The following is a 16424-nucleotide window of genomic DNA, read 5'->3' as shown; positions in this document are numbered from 1 at the left end:
CGCACTGTCGCGCCGGTTGCGGCGGCCACCCGCAGCCGTGCCCGGTTTGCCCGGATGCCGGGAAGAAACCGCCGATTCGGCCTGGCAATTACGCGCATATGGCCTGTACCAGTCGTATTGTGATCAATGCTTGCCAACGGCTAACTGTCAGCTGACGTACCGAAAGCCCCGTTTTATGCGCGGAAAGGTGTCGACTGTAGTGAAGATCTCGAGGCATTGGAAAACCCTGATCGCGACCTTGTTCGCGGCCGTCACCATCACCGGTATCGCCAGCGCACCCGCCCAGGCCGCCCCGGACATCGACGCCCTCTACAACTCCGCCCAGCGCAACTTCACCGACGGCAACGACGCCGCAGGCCGTGCCGAGCTGCGCGAACTGCTCGGCGCGGCCCCCACCGACGCCGAGGCGCTGTCGTTGCAGGCCATCTGGTCCCACTACGCGGGAGATCTGCTCGCACTCGCCGACGCCATGGCACGCCTCTCCGCCGTGGATCCGGGGCTGGCGCAGGGCACCACCAACGTGCTCGGCGCGATCACCGCCGCCGTGGGCACCCTGCCGAATCCGCTGCCTGCCATTGTCGGCCCGCAAACCGGAATCGTCGCGCTCGGCTACGGCCTGCTGCCCGACGGCGCGTTGCGCCCCGAGCTGGTGAACCGGCTGATCGCGACCTGGTTGCAGGCCGTCGCCTCGCCGTTCTCACCGGTCATCGTCACCGGCGGCAACCCGCAGAACGGCATCACCGAAGCCGACGCGATGCGCAACTGGCTGGTCGGTAAGGGCTTGCCCGCGGACCGCGTCCATGTCGAAAGGCGGGCGGGCTCCACGGTGCAGAACGCCTTGTTCAGCACCACGATGCTGCGTGATCTCGGCGCGAGCAGCGCGGTGGTGGTGACCTCCCCCAATCACATTCGCCGCGCCGTCGCCGACTTCATCGTCGCTGGAACCCGCGTGGTCGGCGCCACCACCTCGCTGGAACAACTGGTTTCCCAACTACCGCCGCCCGCCAGGCAGGGTCAGCGCGGGATCTACCTCGACGCCACCCGCACGTTCCAGCTAGCGACCGCGCGCTAGCGCCGAAACGCCTGTCGGTCGGCACCGGCCGTGTACGACACGGCAGGATGTCCTGGTGATGTCAACGGAAAGTACCGACCTGGTGGTGCGGCTGCGGGCGGCCGGCTGCGTGTTCGCCGAGGAGGAGGCCGCGCTGCTTGCCGCGGCGGCCGCTGAGACAGGTGCGGACCTGGAGCGATTGGTCGCTCAACGGGTGTCGGGCATGCCGTTGGAGTATCTGCTCGGCTGGGCCGAATTCCATGGCCTGCGCGTCGCGGTGGCACCGGGGGTGTTCGTGCCTCGGCAACGCACCGGCTTCCTTGTCGACGAGGCCGTCGAGCTCGCTCGCGCACACGAGCGCCCCGTGGTCGTCGACTTGTGCTGCGGCTCCGGCGCGTTGGGGCTGGCGTTGGCGACAACACTGGCCGACGCGGGTCTGTCGATCGAACTTGCCGCCGCCGACATCGAGCCTGCCGCGGTCGAATGCGCCCGGCGCAACCTCGCACCGATCGGTGCGGCAGTGTACGAGGGCGACCTCTTCGAGCCACTCCCCCGCGAACTACGTGGCCGCATCGACATCCTGCTCGCGAACACCCCCTACGTCCCGTCCGAGAAGATTGCCCAGATGCCTCCCGAGGCACGCGACTACGAGCCACGCTCAGCACTCGACGGCGGCCCCGACGGCCTCGACATCTTCCGCCGCGTCGTCGAAGCCGCCGAATCGTGGCTGGCCCCCGGCGGCCACCTCCTCGTCGAATCCAGCGCAGCCCAAGCGCCGACTGCCACCGCCGTCCTGATCGATCACGGATTCGCCGCCCGCACAGCAGAATCCGAGGACTTCTACGCCACTGTCGTCATCGGCACCAGGCCATAGGAGGTCCGTTCGACGAACCGGACACAGTGGTGGGCGACTCGAGGTTTTGCCGCAGTCCGGCCCCGCTCGCCGAGCAGCGGATGAGGCCTCGGCCGGAGAGCCGTGTTACTTGTTGCGGCCGGTGAATTCATCCATGGAGTGGTACACACCAACGGTGTTGAGGAACAGGTCGCGCAATTTGATCGGCAGCAGACCGGAGATCGCCTTGTTGAGCCGAGAGGTCCACGGGAGGATTACCAACGGGTTGCCCGCCTTCATCTCACGCCACGAGGTGTCGACCACCTCGTCTTGCTCGAGGATCGGCGTGAACAGGAACCCTTTTGCGCCGTCGAACATTCCGGTGTTGATGTAAGTCGGACAGACCGTCGTGACCTTCACGTGCTCGTGACCTGCCTGCTCGAGCTCGATGCGCACCGAGTCCGACCAGCCGAGTGCGGCCCACTTGGACGCGGCGTAGACGCTCATCCGCGGGTTCGACACCAGTCCCGCCGACGAGGCGATATTCAACACCCGTGCCTGGCCCTTGCCCCCGACCATCGCGGGCAAGAACTCGAGCGTGATGTACATGGGGGCAAGGGAATTGATCGCCATCGTCTTGTCGATGTCGGCGCGATTCGTGGTTTCCCAGAAGTAGCTGTTGCCGCGGACAATGCCTGCATTGTTGACCAGGATGTCGATATCGCCGACCTCGTTGCGCACCACGGCGGCGGCTTCGCCGATGGCATCCTCGGAGGCCACATCGACGACGTACTGGTGGACATTGCCGCCGAGCACAGTCAGTTCGGCGGCGGTGTCCTTCAACCCGAGCTCGTTGACATCCCACAGCACCACCGCCGCAGCGCCCTCCCGGACGGCTCGCTCGGCGAACAGCTTGCCGAGGCCCATCGCCGCACCCGTGACGAGAACCTTCTTACCTGCGACCGTGTCCAATTTCATCCTTGCCTCTGTGTCGTCTCTCGTGAAAATTGTTGCCGGCGCAGTGGTTACTTCTGGCGCAGTGTTTTCATGACCCCGAAGTAGAGCGTCATCGTCTTCGCCCACAACTCTTCGGACATGCCGGGCAGCGGCGCGATGGGCAGCACCCGCTGCACAGCGATGGTTTGGGTATCGATGTACTTCAGCAAGCCCTCCGGGCCGTGCCTGCGGCCGGTCCCGGAGATACCGAGCCCGCCCGAAGGTGCATCGGCGCTGCCCCATGCCGCGATGAAACCTTCGTTGACATTCACCGATCCGGCATTGATGCGCGCGGCGACCTGTCGGCCGCGGGCGGCGTCCCTGGTCCACACGCTGGCGTTGAGACCGTAGGCGGTGTCGTTGGCCTGCTCGACGGCCTCGTCGTCACTGCCGACCCGATAGATCGAGACGACGGGGCCGAAGGTCTCCTCTCGGTACACGGTCATGCCGGGGCGGACATCGGCGAGCACGGTCGGCTCGTAGAAGTAAGGGCCGAGATCCGGCCGCGCGCGGCCACCTGCAAGCACCGTCGCACCTTTGGCCACTGCGTCGTCGACGTGCGCACTGACGGTGTCCAATTGACGCTGGAAGGTCAAGGAGCCCATGTCGCTGCCGAAGTTCAGATCCGCGCCGAGCTCGAGCGCGCGGACGTGCTCGACGAACTCCGTCACGAATTGGTCGTAGACCTTGTCGTGCACGTAGATTCGCTCCATTGATTCACACAGCTGCCCCGCCGAGGCGAAGCAGGCCCGAATCGCGATCTTGGCGGCCCGGGAGACATCGGCGTCGGCGAGCACCAGCAGCGGGTTCTTGCCGCCGAGCTCGAGGGAGTAACCGATCAGCCGTTCACCCGCCTGCTTGGCGATGGTGCGTCCGGTCGTACTGGAACCGGTGTAATCGACGTAGTCGGCGCGTGCGATCACCTCGCCGCCGATCACCGAGCCACGGCCGAGCACAGCTTGCCAGAGCCCGCTCGGCAGACCGGCCCGCTCGGCGGCATCGATGGCCCACAGCGCAGTGAGCGCGGTCTGGTTGTCCGGACGCGCGACCACGGCATTACCCGCGACGAGGGCCGGGAGTGCATCGGAGGCGGCCAAGGCCAAGGGATAGTTCCAGGGCGAGATCACAGCGACGACGCCCTTGGGACGGTGCCGCACATCGACCTGTGTCAGGACCGGAAGCACACCGCGCGGCTTGCGGTTGGCCAGCAGCTTCGCGGCAACCGATGCGTAATACCGGGCGTTCACCGCGACGTCGCCGACCTCGTCGAAGGCATGCGCACGGGACTTGCCCGCCTCCGTCTGCACGATGTCGAGGATGGTGCTCTGCTCCGCGAGCACGATGTCGTGGAAGCGGCGCAGCACCGCGATCCGCTCGCGCACCGGGCGCTGCGCCCACCCGCGCTGAGCCTCGCGGGCCGTTGCGAACGCGGTCTCGATATCGGCGGTGGAGGACTGCGGCAGATCGGCGATCTTGCGGCCGGTGGCGGGTGCGAACACCTCGACCGAGGGCGCACCGCCCGCGGCGGCACGTGCGAGCAATGGCTGTACCAGCGACTCCGGCAGCGCATCGGCGGGAGCCAGCTGTGGGGCGGTCGTCATTGTCGGACCTCTCATGGGACGGTCGGAGGCGGCGAATCACCTGCACGCATTAACTGAACACTAGTGTTAGATTAATAGGTATGCAGTGTCCCGTGTCAAGCTCTCCGGTGTGGACCACAGGCATGTCAGGCTCGCCGATGTGAGGCATCACCATGTCCACTGACGCCGCAGCCGCACGGCGAGGCCGACCGCCGCAGACCCAGGAGCAGGCCGAGGAGGTCCGCGCGCGGATCGTCCTCGCGACTGCGGAAGTGTTCACCCGCAACGGTTCGCGTGGTCTGAGCGTCGCCCAGATCATCGAGCAGGCGGGCCTGGCCCGCCCCACCTTCTATCGCTACTTCGGCAATGCGACCGAACCACTGCACGTACTGCTCGACGCCTCCAACGACGGCCTGGTCGGTGGCATCCGCACCGCGTTGACCAACACCGACAAACCCGTCGAGCTCGGTATCCGACTCATCGACGCCTATCTCGACTGGGCCAACGGCCATGGCGCGATGCTGCGCCCGCTCTTCGCGGAACTGCACGACCCGGCCTCACCGGTGTCGGCTTATCGGGAGCGCGCCCTCGACGACATTCGTGCTCTCGTTGCCCAGAAATTCACCGAACTCGGCCGCCCCGTCCCGACCCCGCTCGACCTCGATGCCGCACTGCACGTCTGCGAATATGTCGTCTACCGCATCTCCTCAGGGGCCGCTCCTGGCACCGAGCCCGATTCGGAAACCGTTGCTGCCGCACGTCTTACGATGATCCGCGTCCTGCTGACCACGCTCGGCACCCGCGTCGATCTCGAATATGCGATGGAGCTGCCGGGCATATTCCCGCCCGTGCCATGACCGAGTCGCGACACCACGGCCCGTCGAGCCACAATCGGGTCGATATCGGTGTCCCGCGCAACCGGCGGCACACACCGCTGCGGCACCGACACGCAGCTCTTCGGAAATAGGCGGGCGACAGCCACCGCAGTACCCGCCCTCGCTGTGCGGCACCCGCCCCATAGCGGGTACCGCACCAGCCGCGTCGTCGCTAGCGCGGCACCGGGCTCGGCTGCCGCCGCTCGACCTGCCGCTGTTCCACCCGATTGAGCAGGGCACGAACCCGCTCGTCGTCGGCGAGCAATTGATCGAGCACGACATTGACCGCACCGCGAAGCAAGGCGTACGGCTCCCACTGGGCGGGGGCCAGTGTCCGCGGGGCCCGGCGAGCAATGCCCTGTGCGATGGATTCGGCCGCGTCGCTGACGGAAATTCGACGATTGAGCGGCCACGGCAGCAATGCGGCGACTTCCTCGCCGAGCTCATCGTCGTCGAGCGTGCCACGGGTCATGGCGGTATCGACGATGCCGAAATAGGCGACGCCCGCGGTGGCGCCCACCGCGGCCAATTCCACTCGCAGCGCACGACCGAGCTGTTCGACCGCGGCCTTGCTCACCATGTACGGCGATCCCGCCAGGCCCGGCGCGAATGCGGCGGCAGAGGACACCACCACGACATGACCGCCGACCGCGACAATGTCGTCGAGCGCCGGATGCACCGTATTGAAGACCCCGGTGAGGTTGATGCCGATGACCCGGTCGAAATCGGCGGGTTTCATCGTCCTGATGGTCGCCGGTTCCGGGGCTACTCCGGCATTGGCGACCACGACGTCGATGCGACCGAACCGTTCGCGGACCCGGGACACGGCCTCCCGCATGCCGATTCGATCGGAGACGTCGGCGCGCACCACCAGCGCCCGCTCCCCCATCGATCGGGCGACCCGCGCTGCGGCGTTCTGATCGATGTCGATCAGCGCGACCAATGCGCCCGTGCGATAGAGCTTTTCGGCAAGGGCACGCCCGATACCGGCGCCGGCACCGGTGATCATGACGACCCGATCCCGCACATTCAGCTCGGCGACCGGGCTGGTCGAGAACGCCACCAGTTGACGGGCAAGACCCAACACAAAACTACTCATCAAACCCCCGCCTCATACGACTCAACGCCGAATTCCTTTCTCGGCGGGCCTCGTTGCCCGCCGAGCTCACGGATGCGGCCGGTTGCGGATACCGTCCCGGCCGACCGGTCGAACCGGGTTACATCTCCAGTGCGAGTTCGCTACCGCGCGCGCGTGATACGCAGGTCAGCATCGTATTGTTGCGTTCGCCGTCGAGCAGGAGCCGGTCGCGGTGGTCGACCTCGCCGGCGAGCACCCCCGTCCGGCAGGTTCCGCAGAAACCCTGTTGGCAGGAGTACGCGACACCGGGCAGCACCCGCCGGATCGCCGCGAGCGTGGATTCGTCGGCGGCAACGTTGAGGTGAATCCCGCTGCGCCGCAACCACAGATGAAACGGATCGCCGTCGCGGACCGGAATCGCGGAGAACCGCTCGGTGTGCAGCGACGCGGACGGATCGTGCATCGACAACACCTCACGCGCCGCCTCGGCCAACGCAGGCGGACCACAGACATAGACCGAGGCGCCGGTGGGCGTCTGCTCGAAAATCATCCGCGGGTTCGGCACTCCGAACTCGTCGTCCGGCCTCACCACCACGTCACCGCCGGTGAGCTGGGCCAACTCGCACAGGAACGGCATCCGCGAACGGGACCGACCCAGGTACATCAGCCGCCACGGGGTGCCCGCGCGCTCGGCGGCGGTCACCATCGGCAGGATCGCCGTGATCCCGATACCACTGGCGACGAACAGGTACTCCGAGGCCGCGACGAGCGGGAACGCATTGCGCGGACCACGCACCGACAGCCGGTCACCGGCGCGCAGGCGCTCATGGATCTCCCGGGAGCCGCCTTCGCCATTCGCCATGTAGCGCACCGCAATCCGATACGCACCTCGATCGGTGGGGTCACCGGTGAGCGAGTACTGCCGCTGTCGCCCCGAAGGCAGGAACACATCGATGTGGGCGCCCGGTGTCCACATGGGCAGCGGCCCGCCGTCCGGGTCATGCAGCGTCACGCTAACCACTCCGTCGGCTTCCTGCTCGATCCGATCGATCATCACATCGAAGTCGAACCCGGCGTGCCGCACCGGCTGGGGCCGGGAAAGCAGCTGCGCGGCTTCACCTTCTGCGAAGACGCGCCGATACGCGTCGACCGCAGACGCCAGCATCCGCAGGCCGGTGCCCGGTCGGAATTGGGCACCCAACTGCGCGGTCATGCGCCCGCCGCCCGCGCCGCGGGCGACTGTGCGAGGTAGCGCAGCGCGTTGTCCATCGGGCCGAGCTGTGAGGGGTGGAAGCCGGGCTCGAGGTAGCGCGGGATCTCGGTGAAGAAGGTGGTGAAGTTCGGTACGACGCCGCGGAGCGACGCGCTGGCCAGCTGTAGCGGCCAGAATCTCCCCTTGTTCCGCGAAGGGTCGCGCCGAAACAGGTAGCCGCTCGAAATGACGAACAGCGCAAGCAATCCCGTGCTCGCGATGATCGCCTGCCGCGCTTTGCGGGCATATCCGCCGTCGACGTACATGTACGCGTCATAGACCACGCTGCGATGCTCGACCTCTTCGGCGCCGTGCCAGCGGATGAGATCCAGCATCGCCGGATGCATCCCTTTGGCCTCGAGTTTGTCGTTGGTCAGCAGCCATTCCCCGATGACGGCGGTGTAATGCTCCATCCCTGCGAACAACGCCAGTCGCTCACACAGCCATTCGCGCTTGGCGCGGCCGGCCAGCCCATGATCGCCGAGCAACCGATCGACCAGCCAGCCGACCCGTTCCACCATCGGTGCGACATCGAGGCCGAGCCGTTCGAGCTGGTTGCGCGCCTTCTCGTGCGAGCTCGCGTGCATCGTCTCCTGGCCGATGAAGCCGCGGACCTCCTCGCGTAATCGCTCGTCATCGATCAGCGGTAAGGCTTCGGCGAGCGCCTGCGCCATCGCGCGCTCGCCCTCGGGCAATACCAGGTGCATCACGTTGATGATGTGCGTCGCCATGACCTCACCGGGGATGTAGTGCATTGGCACCGTGTCGAAATCGAAGTCGACGTCCCGCGCGTTGATGGCGTGCGCCTGATCGGCGTAGACAGAGCTCATCTGGGTGGTCCTCACGTCTCGGTCCTGCAAAACCGCACTATTAATGTATTTCTGCCATCAAGTGATGTCAACATCACATGATGTCAACTTCTCGGTCGTGCGAGGATCGACTCATGGACGACGAATCCGACGGATCGATACCGGGCATGCGCCGCTGGCGCGGCCGCCCGCCCGCCGACCGGATCGCCGCGCGCCGCGCGCAGCTCATCGAGGCCGCCATCGAGCTGATGGCGTCCGTCGGCGCATCGGAGACCTCCATGCGCGGCGTCTGCAGGCAGGCCGGGTTGACCGAGCGCTACTTCTACGAGAGCTTCCCCAACCTCGACACCCTCTTCACTACCGCGCTCGAGACAGTGGTCGTCGGCGCCCGCGACCGACTACTCGCCGCATTGGCCACCGCACCGCCCGAACCCGAAAAGCTATTCCGCCACGCCATTTCGGCGTTTACCGACTACCTGGTGGAAGATCGGCGACGCGGTCGGATCATGTTCGTCGAATCGCAAGCCAGGCGGGTGCTCGGCGAGCGAGGCAACGAGCTGATCGAGCAGTTCACCACCCCGATCGCCTGGACGATCGGACCGGGCACCGACGGACAGCCCGCGCCGGATTCCTTGGACAATGCCCTGAACTCGAACGCCATCTTCGGAGCGATGGCCTACATGTACCGCCCATGGCTGGACGGGACCATCGACATGCCGCAGAAACGGTTCGACGACCATGCGACCAGCGTGATTCGCAACATCGCTGCCGCCAGATCCTCGGCCGCGGTGTCCGATCCCTCCGCGAACTGACCTGACTACCCCTCGGTGGACACCACATCCAGCCGCTGCGCCCTGGCAAAGCTCATGGCGCTGTCGGTGATCTTGCCGTGCCGAAGGGCAACCACGTCACGCAGATAGTTCATCCGGAGCCGCCACGGCGCCCTGGTCCCTTGGATCGGAAACTGGCTTGCCGCGCGCTGCACATAGCCTGGGTTGAAGTTCACGAACAGCGGCGCGGCGCCGACCGACGGATCGCGCACCGGCATACATCTCGTGTAGCCGCTGGTGTCCATGTGACGTAGTAGGCGTACGACGTATTCGCAGACCAGGTCCGCCTTGAGCGTCCACGAGGCGTTGGTGTAGCCGATGATGTAGGCGAAGTTCGGCACATCCGACAGCATCATCGCTTTGTACGCCATGTGGTCCGACAGCGTCACCGGGCGGTCGTCCACCACCAGATCCATTCCGCCGAAGGCGAGCAAATTGAGCCCGGTCGCGGTGATGACGATGTCGGCGTCCAGGGTCGCGCCCGAGGCGAGCGTCAGGCCGGTCTCGGTGAAGGTGTCGACCCGATCGGTGACGACGTCGAGCTCACCGTTGCGGATGGCACGGAAGAAATCGCCGTTGGGAGCCAGGCACAGTCGTTGATCCCACGGGTTGTAGCTCGGGGTGAAGTGGGTGTCGATGTCGTAACCGGGGGGCAGCCAACGTTGCTGCCACCCTCGGATCCGTTTGCGCATGACCTTCGGATATCGTTGGCACAGTTGATAAATCGCCGTCGACAGCGCGATGTTCTTGCCGCGCGCGACCGCATAGGCGGCACGGGCGGGCAGGTATTTGCGCACCCGGACGGCCAGATCGTCGCGTGCGGGCGCGGAGAGGATGTAGCTCGGCGAGCGCTGCAGCATGGTCACGTGCGCGCCCTGCGCGGCGAGCGCGGGAGCGAGGGTGACGGCGGTGGCGCCGCTGCCGATCAGCACGATCCGCTTGCCTGCCACATCGAGTGTGTCGGGCCAGTGCTGCGGGTGGACGACCGGGCCCGGGAAGCGTTCGACGCCCGCGAAATCCGGCGTGTAGGCCTCGTCGTAGCGGTAGTAGCCGGAGCAGCACATCAGGAACCCGGCGGTGAACGTGACGATTTCCCGGGTGTCGGTGTGTTCGGCCTGCACCGTCCAGTGGTTGTCGGTCGAGGACCATTCGGCGCGGACCGCCCGATGACCGAACCTGATGTGCCGATCGATTCCGGCCTCGGTGGCGGTGTCGCGCACATAGTGGAGGATGTCGTCGCCGTCGGCGATCGCCTGCTCCCCCAGCCACGGCCGGAACCGGTAGCCGAGGGTGTACATATCCGAATCGGAGCGAATTCCCGGATAGCGGAACAGATCCCAGGTGCCGCCGATCGCGTCACGGCTCTCCAGGACGGTGTAGGTCCGTCGCGGAAATGCCTGCTGCAGATGGTGAGCTGCGCCGATGCCGGACAACCCGGCACCGACAATGAGCACATCGACGTGCTCGCCCGCGATCGTCATCGATCTCGTCCTCCGTCATCGGCGGTTCCGGCGCTACGCCCCGGCGCGCGCCGACAGTATTTCCAGCCTACGGCTGGACCGGCATCTTCGGATCAGTCGGCCCTGGGCGGAAACTCCCATCGTCCCAGACTCACTCCAGAAAGCAGTGGCGCCGACGCACAAGGGTGCCACTGCGCTTTTGCGCGCATGCGAGGGGGTCGGAGTTGGGTCCCGGAGGACCGCCTGCGCCGGTGCGGCGACGGGTTGGCTTCGGCCACAACGTAGTTGATGATTGAACAGCTGGGCAGTCGACCGAAACCGATCGGTCCGGATGTCGAGGACCCGTAGTGAAGTCACTCACAGTCGCCCCGCTACCACTCTCGTCGGACACCGCGAACACCCGACGAAACAGGCATTAGCCAACCGTTCGCCACCAAGTCCGGAGCGGAGCGGAATTCGCCCGATGCGTCAGCACACGCAGGCTCGAATGACGCGACGATCACCACGGTTCGCCATAGCCAGTTGAACGACAGTTGATGATACTTCAGGGTACAGACACTCTCAAAAACATACTGTCCCAGAAGGATTCGCGCACGGTGCAGATACCCATCGATAGTTACCGTCGGGTAATGTTCCGCAGCACCGAAGATCAGAGAAGATCCGGAACGTATCTGTCAACGATTTCCAGGAGCGCAAGTGTCGCATTCTCGGTTCGAATCCATAGGCGCGTATCTCCCTTCGAATATCGTCACAACCAAGGAGCTGATCTCACGGCTGAAGGAGCCACCTTCGTTCGATCTCGAAAAAATCACGGGAGTCAAAGAACGTCGCGTGCACGACACTCGACCGGAGAGCTATGAGGACTCCTTCACCATTGCCCTTAATGCCGTAGAAGACTGTCTTTCCAGGTCACAGCACTCTGCAGCGGACCTCGACATCATCATCTCGACGTCGATCACCCGTAGCAAGAACGCCACCCGCATGTACATGGAGCCATCGTTCGCCTCGGCGATAGGCAAGGGAATCGGCGCGAAGAAAGCGATTACTTTCGACGTTTCGAATGCCTGCGCCGGAATGCTCACCGGAACCTACATACTCGATCGAATGATCCGTTCCGGTGCCGTCCGAAATGGCATGGTGGTAAGTGGCGAGGCGATTACTCCCATCTCCGATACTGCGGTCGCCGAGATTTCCGAGAAATACGATCTGCAGTTCGCTTCGCTCTCGGTCGGCGATTCCGGCGCCGCCATCGTGCTGGACCAGGCGGTCGACGACGCCGACAAGATCCACTACATCGAGCTGATGACGGCCTCGGAATACTCACATCTGTGCCTCGGCATGCCGAGCGACAAGAGCCAGGGTGTCGCCCTGTACACCGACAACCGCAAGATGCACAACGAGGATCGGTTCCTGCTCGGCACCGACAGCCAGCGCAACTACCTCGAATCCCAGGGCCGCACCTTCGCCGACGAGAACTTCGACTACGTCATCCACCATCAGTTCGGCGCTGCCGCGATTCCGTGGATGAACGCGATCTGCGAGCGCGAGTTCGGGCACCCGATGCCACCGGATCTGCGGGTCATCGAGAAGTACGGAAATACTTCCACCACTTCGCACTTCATCGTGCTGCACGACCAGCTGAGCGAGCAGAACATCCCGGCGGGCACGAAGCTGCTGATGTTCCCCGCTGCCTCCGGCATCGTGACCGGCTTCCTGTCCACCACCATCTCCTCCTTGAAGGTCTGAGGTCAGCCATGGGCGTGCGCATTAAATCCACCGGAATCAGCCGGGCGGCCGACACCCACAGCATTGTGGAGAACAGCGGTCGCGCCGCGAAGCAGAGCCTCGAGCGGGTGGGGGTTCGGCCCGATCAGGTCGGCGTGCTCATCAATGCCGGCATTTTCCGTGACTCCAACACGGTGGAACCGGCGGTCTCCGCGTTGATCCAGAAGGCCGCAGGTATCGGCCTGGAATACGGCAAAGACGATCCGCGGACATTCTCCTTCGACCTGATGAACGGCGCCGTCGGCGTGCTCAACGCCGTCCAGGTGGCGAGCTCCATCCTGGAGTCCGGCAGCGCCGAACACGTGCTGATCGTCTCGGGCGACACGCACCCGTCTCAGACCAGATCGATCGCCGACGACGAATTCCCCTACGCCACCGCAGGCGCGGCGCTGCTGCTCGAGCACACCGACGAGCCCGACGGGTTCGGCCCGGTGCACACCGCCATGGGTGTGGGCGCCCCGGCCGTCGAGGCCTATGTGGACACCGCGACCATGGGCTCGGTCGGCCGCGGCCTGATGACGGTTGTGCGGGAGGAAGGTTTCGAGGATCGACTGCTCGAGACGGCGCTGGAGGCCGCGCGGTCCGCGCTGACCGAGGCCGGGCTCACCGATCTTTCCGGCATGGCACTCATCGCATCGACGCCGAGCGCGACTTTCCCGCTGCGCATCGCCGAAGACCTCGGTATCGCGGCGGATTCCGTACGGAGACCAGATCTCACCGATGGTGACCCGCATACCGCGGCACTACCGCTGGCCTACGACAAGGCCGTCGCCGAGGACACGCTGCGCGGATATACGTATCTGTTGTTCGTTGCGGCGGGCGCAGGCCCATCGGCAGCAGCGACGCTGTACCGGTTGCCCGCGCTGGTGGGGGCGCCCGCGTGACAATGGCGACCTATTGGGAAGCCATCGACCGGTTCCGTGCGTTTGCGCGCACGGAACCGGATCGTGAAGCGGTGATCTACCCCGACGGGCAGAATCCCGATGGCTTGCCCGCCTATCGGCACCTCACCTACCGTGAGCTCGACGACTGGTCCGACGCGATCGCCGAACGGCTGACCGTGGCGGGTGTCACGCACGGCACCCGCACCATCGTGCTGGTGCTACCGAGTCCCGAGTTGTACGCGATCCTGTTCGGACTGTTGAAGATCGGTGCAGTCCCGGTGGTGATCGATCCCGGCATGGGTGTGCGAAAGATGTTGCGGTGCTTGCGCGCGGTCGACGCCGAGGCGTTCATCGGCATTCCGCAGGCACAGGCCTTGCGTGTGTTGTTCCGGCGCAGCTTCCGGCGGGTACGTACCACCCTGACCGTCGGCAAGCGCTGGTTCTGGGGCGGCCCGACATTGCGGGACTGGGAGCGCAGGCCCACCGGGGTCGTGCAGCCGCGCACGCCCGCTGCTGCCGATGAAGTGCTGGTCATCGGATTCACCACCGGCAGTACGGGTCCGGCCAAAGCAGTCGAACTCACGCACGGCAACCTGGCCTCGATGATCGAGCAGGTGGATGCGGCACGCGGCCACATCGCACCGGACACCTCACTGATCACCCTGCCGCTGGTCGGCATTCTCGATCTGCTGCTCGGATCCCGTTGTGTCCTCCCGCCACTCATCCCGAGCAAGGTCGGTTCGACCGATCCGGCCCAGGTGGTCGACGCGATCGCGAAGTTCGGGGTGCGGACCATGTTCGCCTCCCCGGCCCTACTCATCCCGCTGCTGCGATATCTCGAGGAACACGCGGTCGAGCTGCCGACCTTGGGCAGCATCTATTCCGGCGGCGCTCCGGTGCCCGACTGGTGCATTGCCGGGCTGCGGAAGGTGTTGCGCGAGGACGTCCTGGTCTACGTGGGCTACGGGTCCACCGAGGCGCTGCCCATGTCCACCATCGAATCCAGGGAACTGTTCGACGGCCTCGTCGATCGCGCCCATCGCGGTGCGGGCACCTGCATCGGCAGGCCCGCCGACCGGGTGAACGCACGATTGGTCGCCATCACCGATGCACCGATTCCGACTTGGGCTCGGGTCGAGGAGCTTGCCGGTGAGCTCGAAACCTCCCGAGGCATCGGTGAGCTCGTCGTCTCCGGCCCGAATGTCAGCACACACTATTACTGGCCGGAGTCGGCCAACGCCGCGGGCAAGATCGTCGATGGCGCCGTGATCTGGCACCGCACCGGGGATTTGGCCTGGATCGATGACCACGGGCGAATCTGGTTCTGCGGACGCAAGAGCCAACGCGTGGTCACCGCGAACGGGCCGATGTTCACCGTTCAGGTCGAGCAGATCTTCAACACCGTTGCGGGCGTGGCCCGGACAGCTCTGGTCGGCGTCGGCGAGCGCGGCGCACAACGGCCGGTGCTGTGTGTCGAAACGACGCCGGGCACCGATGCGGTATCGGTTGCCTCGGAGTTGCGGATGTTGGCCGCGGAGTCCGAACTCACCCGGGATATCGCCGATTTCCTGGTGCACCCGGGGTTCCCGGTCGACATTCGGCACAACGCGAAGATCGGGCGCGAACAGCTGGCGGCCTGGGCGGCCGAGAAGGTGGGAGCTCGATGAAAACCGTCATGTTGCGGTCGATTCCGGTGCTCGGCTGGCTGTACCTCGCCGCCGGCGTCGTGGCGGCGGCCACCGACAGCGCACCACGCAACCGGCTGCTGCGGGCCGCGTGGTGGGTCGATCTGTTTCTCAGTGTCGTGGTGCACGCGGCGCAGATTCCGGCGGCGCTGCGGGCGGCAGCGGGTTCGGACCGATCCGCAGTGAAGACCGCGGTGCTGACCCAGATCTTCGGAATGACCTGGTGGGCGACACAGGAGGTGATGCAGTGAAAGTACTGGTGACCGGCGCGTCCGGATTTCTCGGTGGTGCGCTGGTACGCAGGCTGGTCGAGGACGGCGCGCACGATGTGGCGATTCTGGCGCGACGCACCAGCAATCTGGCCGATCTCGGCGACGCTCGCGCCGAGGTGGAGGTCATCCTCGGCGACCTCGGCGACCAGGCCTCACTGATCCGGGCGACCAGCGGTGTCGACGTCGTGTTCCACAGTGCCGCACGCGTCGACGAGCGTGGCACCCGGGACCAGTTCTGGGACGAGAACGTTCGGGCCACCGAGCGACTGCTCGATTCGGCGCGACGCGGCGGAGCCTCGCGGTTCGTGTTCATCTCCAGCCCGAGCGCAATGATGGACTACCACGGCGGCGACCTGATCGATGTCGACGAGTCGTTGCCCTATCCTCGGCGTTATCTGAACCCGTATTCGGAGACGAAGGCCGCGGCCGAACGCGCGGTATTGGCTGCCGACACACCGGGTTTCCGCACGTGCGCGCTGCGCCCACGGGCGATCTGGGGAGCAGGTGACCGGTCGGGTCCGATCGTGCGGTTGTTGAGCCGTACCGCGATGGGCACACTGCCCGATCTCTCGTACGGCCACGCTGTGTTCGCCTCGCTGTGTCATGTCGACAATATCGTCGATGCCTGTATCAAGGCTGCCGAGTCGGATACGGTGGGCGGCAAGGCGTACTTCATCGCCGACGCCGAGCAGACCAATGTGTGGGAGTTCCTCGGATCCGTCGCAACGGATCTCGGCTATCAGCCGCCTACGCGGCGACCGAACCCGCGCGTACTCGCGGCCTTAGTGAACGTGATCGAGACCGTCTGGCGTATTCCGGCCGTCGCGACCCGGTGGTCGCCGCCGTTGTCGCGCTACGCCGTCGCGTTGATGACCCGCTCGGCGACCTACGACACCGGCGCCGCTGCACGCGATTTCGGCTACCGGCCGATCGTGGACCGCGAGACCGGACTCGCCGGGTTCCTCGCCTGGCTCGAAACTCAGGGTGGGGTCGTCGAACTCACCAGAACATTGCGATAGCGTCGCGAACTTTGTC

15 protein-coding genes are annotated in these 16424 nt (G+C 65.6%); 9 read left to right on the top strand and 6 right to left on the bottom strand.

The window, feature by feature from the left end; all coding sequences use genetic code 11:
- The first annotated feature begins 199 nt into the window (after positions 1–199).
- Together OHA42_RS21840 and OHA42_RS21835 are read left to right on the top strand one after the other, a co-directional pair.
- Entirely contained in the window at positions 200–1072 is an 873-nt protein-coding gene (locus OHA42_RS21840; RefSeq protein ID WP_406229736.1) for a YdcF family protein, read from the top strand.
- A gap of 58 nt (positions 1073–1130) precedes the next feature.
- A complete protein-coding gene (locus tag OHA42_RS21835) occupies positions 1131–1925 on the top strand; it encodes a putative protein N(5)-glutamine methyltransferase (protein WP_406229735.1) in 795 nt (264 codons plus the stop codon).
- A gap of 105 nt (positions 1926–2030) precedes the next feature.
- Here the strand turns inward: OHA42_RS21835 and OHA42_RS21830 are convergent, their stop codons facing one another.
- Positions 2031–2861 (bottom strand): SDR family NAD(P)-dependent oxidoreductase, encoded by an 831-nt coding sequence (locus tag OHA42_RS21830; protein ID WP_406229734.1) that lies wholly within the window; start codon positions 2859–2861, stop codon positions 2031–2033.
- A 47-nt stretch (positions 2862–2908) separates the two neighbouring features.
- Positions 2909–4480, bottom strand: a complete 1572-nt coding sequence (locus tag OHA42_RS21825) for a succinic semialdehyde dehydrogenase (protein ID WP_406229733.1) — start codon at positions 4478–4480, stop codon at positions 2909–2911.
- A gap of 152 nt (positions 4481–4632) precedes the next feature.
- On the opposite strand from OHA42_RS21825, the gene OHA42_RS21820 reads away from it, so the two are divergent.
- Positions 4633–5316: a TetR/AcrR family transcriptional regulator gene (locus OHA42_RS21820; RefSeq protein WP_406229732.1), complete on the top strand. Its 684-nt coding sequence runs from the start codon at positions 4633–4635 to the stop codon at positions 5314–5316.
- Positions 5317–5506: 190 nt separating this feature from the next.
- On the opposite strand, the gene OHA42_RS21815 is transcribed toward OHA42_RS21820, so the two are convergent.
- From OHA42_RS21815 to OHA42_RS21805, 3 genes are all read right to left on the bottom strand, one after another.
- Positions 5507–6433: a short-chain dehydrogenase/reductase gene (locus OHA42_RS21815; protein ID WP_406229731.1), complete on the bottom strand. Its 927-nt coding sequence runs from the start codon at positions 6431–6433 to the stop codon at positions 5507–5509.
- 118 nt (positions 6434–6551) lie between these two features.
- Complete coding sequence (locus OHA42_RS21810) at positions 6552–7625, bottom strand: PDR/VanB family oxidoreductase (protein ID WP_406229730.1); 1074 nt, start codon at positions 7623–7625, stop codon at positions 6552–6554.
- Positions 7622–8494, bottom strand: coding sequence for a metal-dependent hydrolase (locus OHA42_RS21805; protein ID WP_328400238.1), 873 nt, complete (start codon positions 8492–8494; stop codon positions 7622–7624). Before OHA42_RS21805 ends, OHA42_RS21810 begins: the two co-directional genes overlap by 4 nt.
- Positions 8495–8607: 113 nt before the next feature.
- Here OHA42_RS21805 and OHA42_RS21800 point away from each other — a divergent pair, with 113 nt between their 5' ends.
- On the top strand, positions 8608–9285 hold the full coding sequence (locus tag OHA42_RS21800) for a TetR/AcrR family transcriptional regulator (protein WP_406229729.1): 678 nt from the start codon (positions 8608–8610) through the stop codon (positions 9283–9285).
- 5 nt (positions 9286–9290) lie between these two features.
- Here OHA42_RS21800 and OHA42_RS21795 read toward each other — a convergent pair whose 3' ends face one another.
- The gene (locus tag OHA42_RS21795; protein ID WP_406229728.1) at positions 9291–10784 is read right to left on the bottom strand and encodes a flavin-containing monooxygenase; all 1494 of its coding nucleotides are present in this window, start codon (positions 10782–10784) and stop codon (positions 9291–9293) included.
- A 675-nt stretch (positions 10785–11459) separates the two neighbouring features.
- On the opposite strand from OHA42_RS21795, the gene OHA42_RS21790 reads away from it, so the two are divergent.
- The 5 genes from OHA42_RS21790 to OHA42_RS21770 are packed head-to-tail and all read left to right on the top strand — an operon-like array spanning position 11460 to position 16408.
- Positions 11460–12509 (top strand): 3-oxoacyl-ACP synthase III family protein, encoded by a 1050-nt coding sequence (locus OHA42_RS21790; RefSeq protein WP_406229727.1) that lies wholly within the window; start codon positions 11460–11462, stop codon positions 12507–12509.
- Positions 12510–12517: 8 nt separating this feature from the next.
- The gene (locus OHA42_RS21785; RefSeq protein WP_406229726.1) at positions 12518–13432 is read left to right on the top strand and encodes a hypothetical protein; all 915 of its coding nucleotides are present in this window, start codon (positions 12518–12520) and stop codon (positions 13430–13432) included.
- 2 nt (positions 13433–13434) lie between these two features.
- A complete protein-coding gene (locus OHA42_RS21780) occupies positions 13435–15099 on the top strand; it encodes a fatty acid CoA ligase family protein (RefSeq protein WP_406239520.1) in 1665 nt (554 codons plus the stop codon).
- Positions 15096–15368, top strand: coding sequence for a hypothetical protein (locus OHA42_RS21775; RefSeq protein WP_406229725.1), 273 nt, complete (start codon positions 15096–15098; stop codon positions 15366–15368). The genes OHA42_RS21780 and OHA42_RS21775 overlap by 4 nt, the downstream gene beginning before the upstream one ends.
- Positions 15365–16408 (top strand): NAD-dependent epimerase/dehydratase family protein, encoded by a 1044-nt coding sequence (locus OHA42_RS21770; protein ID WP_406229724.1) that lies wholly within the window; start codon positions 15365–15367, stop codon positions 16406–16408. Before OHA42_RS21775 ends, OHA42_RS21770 begins: the two co-directional genes overlap by 4 nt.
- Positions 16409–16424 lie beyond the last annotated feature (16 nt).

The organism is Nocardia sp. NBC_01009, assembly GCF_045208035.1.
Classification (GTDB): Bacteria; Actinomycetota; Actinomycetes; order Mycobacteriales; family Mycobacteriaceae; genus Nocardia.
Note: the sequence above shows the minus strand (reverse complement) of the source record. Positions and strands in the feature narration are given on the sequence as shown.

Excerpts from the sequence above, each read along its gene's own strand:
- OHA42_RS21835 (WP_406229735.1), top strand. The coding sequence starts at position 1,131 with ATGTCAACGGAAAGTACCGACCTGGTGGTGCGGCTGCGGGCGGCCGGC.
- OHA42_RS21830 (WP_406229734.1), bottom strand. The coding sequence starts at position 2,861 with ATGAAATTGGACACGGTCGCAGGTAAGAAGGTTCTCGTCACGGGTGCG.
- OHA42_RS21825 (WP_406229733.1), bottom strand. The coding sequence starts at position 4,480 with ATGACGACCGCCCCACAGCTGGCTCCCGCCGATGCGCTGCCGGAGTCG.
- OHA42_RS21820 (WP_406229732.1), top strand. The coding sequence starts at position 4,633 with ATGTCCACTGACGCCGCAGCCGCACGGCGAGGCCGACCGCCGCAGACC.
- OHA42_RS21815 (WP_406229731.1), bottom strand. The coding sequence starts at position 6,433 with ATGAGTAGTTTTGTGTTGGGTCTTGCCCGTCAACTGGTGGCGTTCTCG.
- OHA42_RS21810 (WP_406229730.1), bottom strand. The coding sequence starts at position 7,625 with ATGACCGCGCAGTTGGGTGCCCAATTCCGACCGGGCACCGGCCTGCGG.
- OHA42_RS21805 (WP_328400238.1), bottom strand. The coding sequence starts at position 8,494 with ATGAGCTCTGTCTACGCCGATCAGGCGCACGCCATCAACGCGCGGGAC.
- OHA42_RS21800 (WP_406229729.1), top strand. The coding sequence starts at position 8,608 with ATGGACGACGAATCCGACGGATCGATACCGGGCATGCGCCGCTGGCGC.
- OHA42_RS21795 (WP_406229728.1), bottom strand. The coding sequence starts at position 10,784 with ATGACGATCGCGGGCGAGCACGTCGATGTGCTCATTGTCGGTGCCGGG.
- OHA42_RS21785 (WP_406229726.1), top strand. The coding sequence starts at position 12,518 with ATGGGCGTGCGCATTAAATCCACCGGAATCAGCCGGGCGGCCGACACC.
- OHA42_RS21780 (WP_406239520.1), top strand. The coding sequence starts at position 13,435 with ATGGCGACCTATTGGGAAGCCATCGACCGGTTCCGTGCGTTTGCGCGC.
- OHA42_RS21775 (WP_406229725.1), top strand. The coding sequence starts at position 15,096 with ATGAAAACCGTCATGTTGCGGTCGATTCCGGTGCTCGGCTGGCTGTAC.